At 71.1% G+C, this 3945-nt stretch carries 5 protein-coding genes; 2 read left to right on the forward strand and 3 right to left on the reverse strand.

Features of this window, described 5'->3' with window-relative positions:
- The 3 genes from JNW91_RS30240 to JNW91_RS30250 form a co-directional block, all read right to left on the reverse strand.
- Nucleotides 1-847: ParB/RepB/Spo0J family partition protein (locus JNW91_RS30240; protein WP_407664412.1), on the reverse strand; the 847-nt coding region annotated here is incomplete at its 3' end.
- Between the two features lie 2 nt (nucleotides 848-849).
- The gene (locus tag JNW91_RS30245; protein ID WP_203178901.1) at nucleotides 850-1116 is read right to left on the reverse strand and encodes a ParB N-terminal domain-containing protein; all 267 of its coding nucleotides are present in this window, start codon (nucleotides 1114-1116) and stop codon (nucleotides 850-852) included.
- A 77-nt stretch (nucleotides 1117-1193) separates the two neighbouring features.
- Nucleotides 1194-1571: a hypothetical protein gene (locus JNW91_RS30250; RefSeq protein WP_203178902.1), complete on the reverse strand. Its 378-nt coding sequence runs from the start codon at nucleotides 1569-1571 to the stop codon at nucleotides 1194-1196.
- Between the two features lie 319 nt (nucleotides 1572-1890).
- On the opposite strand from JNW91_RS30250, the gene JNW91_RS30255 reads away from it, so the two are divergent.
- Together JNW91_RS30255 and JNW91_RS30260 are read left to right on the forward strand one after the other, a co-directional pair.
- Nucleotides 1891-2928: a ParA family protein gene (locus tag JNW91_RS30255; protein ID WP_203178903.1), complete on the forward strand. Its 1038-nt coding sequence runs from the start codon at nucleotides 1891-1893 to the stop codon at nucleotides 2926-2928.
- Between the two features lie 335 nt (nucleotides 2929-3263).
- Nucleotides 3264-3731 (forward strand): hypothetical protein, encoded by a 468-nt coding sequence (locus JNW91_RS30260; protein WP_238425974.1) that lies wholly within the window; start codon nucleotides 3264-3266, stop codon nucleotides 3729-3731.
- Nucleotides 3732-3945: the final 214 nt, after the last annotated feature.

Raw genomic sequence — 3945 nt, forward strand, 5'->3', positions numbered from 1 at the left:
CGAGCCACCGGTGCGCGAGCTGGGCGCACTCGTTGCCGGGCGCCCACAGCCAGGCGTCGATGATGTCCTCCGCCGACTTCGACAGTTTCGGCGCCCGGGCGGCCAGCAGCGCGGCGGCCTCGGCCCGCACGGTCATCGACTTACGGCGCTCCCTCTCGTCGGTGATCCGCTGCTGCTCGGCGGGGCTGCGGTTGTCCGCGGCCTTGGGCTTGCGGCCGGTCGAGTAGTACGTGACCGCCCCGTAGGAGTCGACGCCGGCGGCCAGCTCGCCGGCCTTGCGGGCGGCCTCGACCGCCTTCGCGCCGGTCAGGCGGCGCTGCCAGTAGTCGTTGCCGAACTGCTTGAGGGGGTCCGCGATGACCGGGGTGCCCTCGGCGGCCAGCTTCTTGCCAGCCGCATCGATCGCCGCCTGGCGCTCGCGGATCCGCTGGACCTCGTTGACCAGGTCCGCAGCGCTCCAGCGGGCCCGGCGGTCGTCGCGCAGCTGGTACGCGGCGAGCATCAGCTCCTGGTCACCTCCGGCGGCCTCGACGAACGCGAGCGCGTCCTTGATCTGCAGGGCCGGCTCCTGCGCGTCGCCCTGGTCGTCGCCGGGCCTCTGGTCGGTCTCCAACGCGGCCAACATCGCCTCGGGCAGCTTGAGCAGCTTCAACCGCTTGGACACATGCGACTGCGAGCAGCCGACCTTAGCCGCGATGTCGCGCTGCTTCCGCCCGACGGCTTCCTGCTCGGCGAAGGCCCGGGCCTCCTCTACAGGGCTCAGCGGCGCCCGGGCCACGTTCTCCGCCGTCATCACGTCCAACTGCGCCAGCGGGTCGTCGGCGATGGCGTCCTCGCGGACCAGCACGTTCAGCGTGGCCTCCGGGTCATCCCCGTAGACCCGGCCGGCTGCGGTACGTCGACGGGCGCGACCAGCACCACCCACTTCGCGCCGGCGATCTCCTCAGCGTGCTTCGGCCACGCCGCGGCGACTCGGTCCGCAGGCAGCACCACCGGCGGTTGAATGACGCCGACCTCCCGAATCGACGCCTCCAGGTCACCCAGATCGCCCAGCACCTTGCGCGGGTTCGCCGGGTGGGTGATGACGTCGGACAGCTCGGCCGGCTCCGTTCGCATCGGCGCGACAACTACCGGGCTTGATTCCTGGGAATCAGTGGCATCGTCGCTGTGCGACTGACCATCCTTCGACACCGTCACGAATCCTCCCTACCGGCCATCGAGTTGCCTCCTTCGGTCGCGTTCATACTGGGCTTTCTGACCGTTCGCGTCCGGTCGACCAGACCGGGCCACCGGACACGCGCGGCCTGCCTCGTCATCCCGGACGCTTCACCGATCTCCGGGTAGTTGGCGCCGCATCGCGCGGCCTCGGATGCGGCGGTGTTCGCCAGCTCCTCCGCCGCTGCACGGATGACTACCAAGGCAGTGAGCTGCCGCAGGTGGATCCGCTTCCCGGACGTGCTGGCGCTGTCGCGCGCCGTCTGGCTCGTGATACGCGACGCCAGATCGGCAACAAGGTCCTGCACCACCTGACGCTCGATGTCGTGCGCTGTTGTGTGTGCCGTAGTGCTCACCTTCTCTCCCGACGTAGCAGATCCACTCTCGTGGACAAAGTTGGTTGTCATACTGTCCACTCTGGTGCTGACAATATGTCTTGTCAAGTGATGACTGTAGTTGCGCGCTCTATAGCGTGTCGTATCGCAGGTCCTATCGTGCGTGGACTGGCAGGCGAGCTTGGTTGCGCGCCCGCTCGCGTGCTAACCGGCGATGTTGCTGGTCATCGTGGGTGTGATCTTCGGCGCGCGGCGGCGCGCGGCACCTGGCGCGAGGGGCCTCGCGGGTGATAGGCACACGGCCGAAGACGCAACCTGCGCGATGAGAGAAGGCAGACCGATGACGTTCGGGCAGATGGTGGGCGCCGATCCCGACCTCGTGGCGGCGATGGAGCTGTCGCGTCGACTACGGCCGTCCCTCGGCCGCGTGCTGGCGGTGCTGAACGGGAAGGGCGGCCAGGGCAAGACATCGGTGACCGCAAACCTGGGAGGTCTGCTGGCGCTGGCGGCGGAGCAGGCGAACTCGCCGCGGCGGGTGCTCCTGGTCGACTGCGACCCGCAGGGCAACCTTGGCCTGGACCTCGGTTACCTCAAGCCGGAGGACGTCCCCGTCGACGGGCGGCTGCCCGAGGGCGTGCAGGTGGGTGACGACGGCAAGGGGCTGATGACGGCCTTGCAGGCGGGGACGGTGCCGCACCGGCTGCGCGATGTTCGCCCGTGGTTGGACGTCATCCCCGGCGGGTCGGCCCTGGACGAGGTCAACGGCATGATCTTCGGCAAGACGGCGCGGGGCCACGCCCACCAGGCCCGCCTCGCTCTGGCGGAGGTCCTGGCGACGGTCGCCGATGAGTACGACTGGATCCTGATCGACTGCCCGCCGCGTGAGATCAACCTTCAGGACCTGGTCCTGGTCGCGAGCCGGGCCGCGCTGGTGCCGGTGAGCTTCGACCAGGCCAGCCGGCAGGGTCTGTCCGGCGTCGCGGAGCGGTTCGGTAGGGCGCTGACGATCAACGAGCAGTTGGAGCTGCTCGGCGTGGCCATGTTCGGGTTCCAGTACCGCGTCAACCGCAAGGGCGACGAGGTGGGGCAGCGTCGGGAGGTACGGCGCGAGCTGGAGGAGGACCTGCGCGCCGCCGGTACCGACGCCCTGGTGTTCAACTCCGTCATCCGCTACATGCCGTCGGTCGCCAAGTCCTGCCGCGACCGTGGCCAGCTCGTGCACGAGCTGGAGCAGGTGGTGGGCCCGAAGTGGTGGGAGGTTCGCGCCGGCACCGCCAAGGGCCGGCCGGTGCCCAGCAGCGAGGCCGGGAAGGTCGCCCAGGAGTACGAAGACCTCGCCGGCGAGGTCTTCACCCGGTTCAGCCAGTTGGGGCGGTGAACGTGAGCGAGCAGGAGAACGACGCCTACACCCCGCCGGCACCCAAGCTCGGCGGCTTCGGCAACCGTGGGGCGTCCCTGGCAGGGCTGGTCAGCGCTGACCGCACCTCGGCGGTGTCGGCGCTGACTGCGCCGGCGACTAGCCCCCGCGTGCCTGATGACACGGAATCAGCGAGCCCGGCCCCTGCCACCCGGGCTGAGGCGGCACCCGCGGCCGCCGAGGAACCGCCGGCGGCCGTCGCTGGCCGTACCGAGGCTGCGCCCGCCGCTCCGGCACGGGCAGCATCCGCGCCGACGGCGGAGGAGACGTCGACGACCCGCGCCCCGGCCGCCGGGATGCCTGACCTATCGGTGGACCTGGACGACCCCGCCGCGCTGGCGGTCAGCCCGACGGTCCTCAGCGTCCCGGCACCGTTGATGGCTCGGTTCGAGCGCGCACGGCGCAACTCAAGCAGCAACACCGAGCTCGTTCTCGACGCGCTCCGCGCGCATCTGGCCGAGCTGCCTCGCTTGGTCGCCGACGCGCGCCGGCCGGCTGCTGCCGACGCCAGCGAGCCGTTCCCGTGGCGCACCTCCACGCAGCGGCGTACGGCGGCGGCCAAGGTCCGCCGGGTGCAGTTGCCGATCCGGCCCCTGGCCGGTGAACTCCAGGTCATCGACACCCTGGTCGGGTGGGTGCAGCAGCAGCTCGGCGCTGGCCCTCGCTCCCTGGGCGGTCGCATCACCCGGTCCGAGGTGGTGGTGGCAGCCCTGGACGCCCACCTCCCCGCCGACCGACCGCGCGGACGCCGACCGAAGGCGTGACCCCACGACCACCGGGGTCAGGGTCGACCTGATCCCGGTGGCCGCCGGCGTGCTGGCTAGGACTCGTCGAGACCGTGAGGGAGTCCGGCACCGGGCTGGGCGACGGCAGGCCAGTCGCAGTCGGCGAGCGGCGGGGCGTCGAGCAGGGCGGCGCGATCGGCCCGCCGAAGGTGTCCCGGCGTGCGGGCACGGACCGAGGCCAGGGCGGCTTCCG

Origin of the sequence: Micromonospora parastrephiae (assembly GCF_016802865.1) — a bacterium.
In the GTDB taxonomy this organism is placed as follows: Bacteria; Actinomycetota; Actinomycetes; order Mycobacteriales; family Micromonosporaceae; genus Micromonospora; species Micromonospora parastrephiae.

Bases quoted from the DNA above. Each gene is read 5' to 3' on its own strand.
- JNW91_RS30245 (WP_203178901.1), bottom strand. From the start codon at position 1,116: ATGCGAACGGAGCCGGCCGAGCTGTCCGACGTCATCACCCACCCGGCG.
- JNW91_RS30255 (WP_203178903.1), top strand. From the start codon at position 1,891: ATGACGTTCGGGCAGATGGTGGGCGCCGATCCCGACCTCGTGGCGGCG.
- JNW91_RS30260 (WP_238425974.1), top strand. From the start codon at position 3,264: ATGCCTGACCTATCGGTGGACCTGGACGACCCCGCCGCGCTGGCGGTC.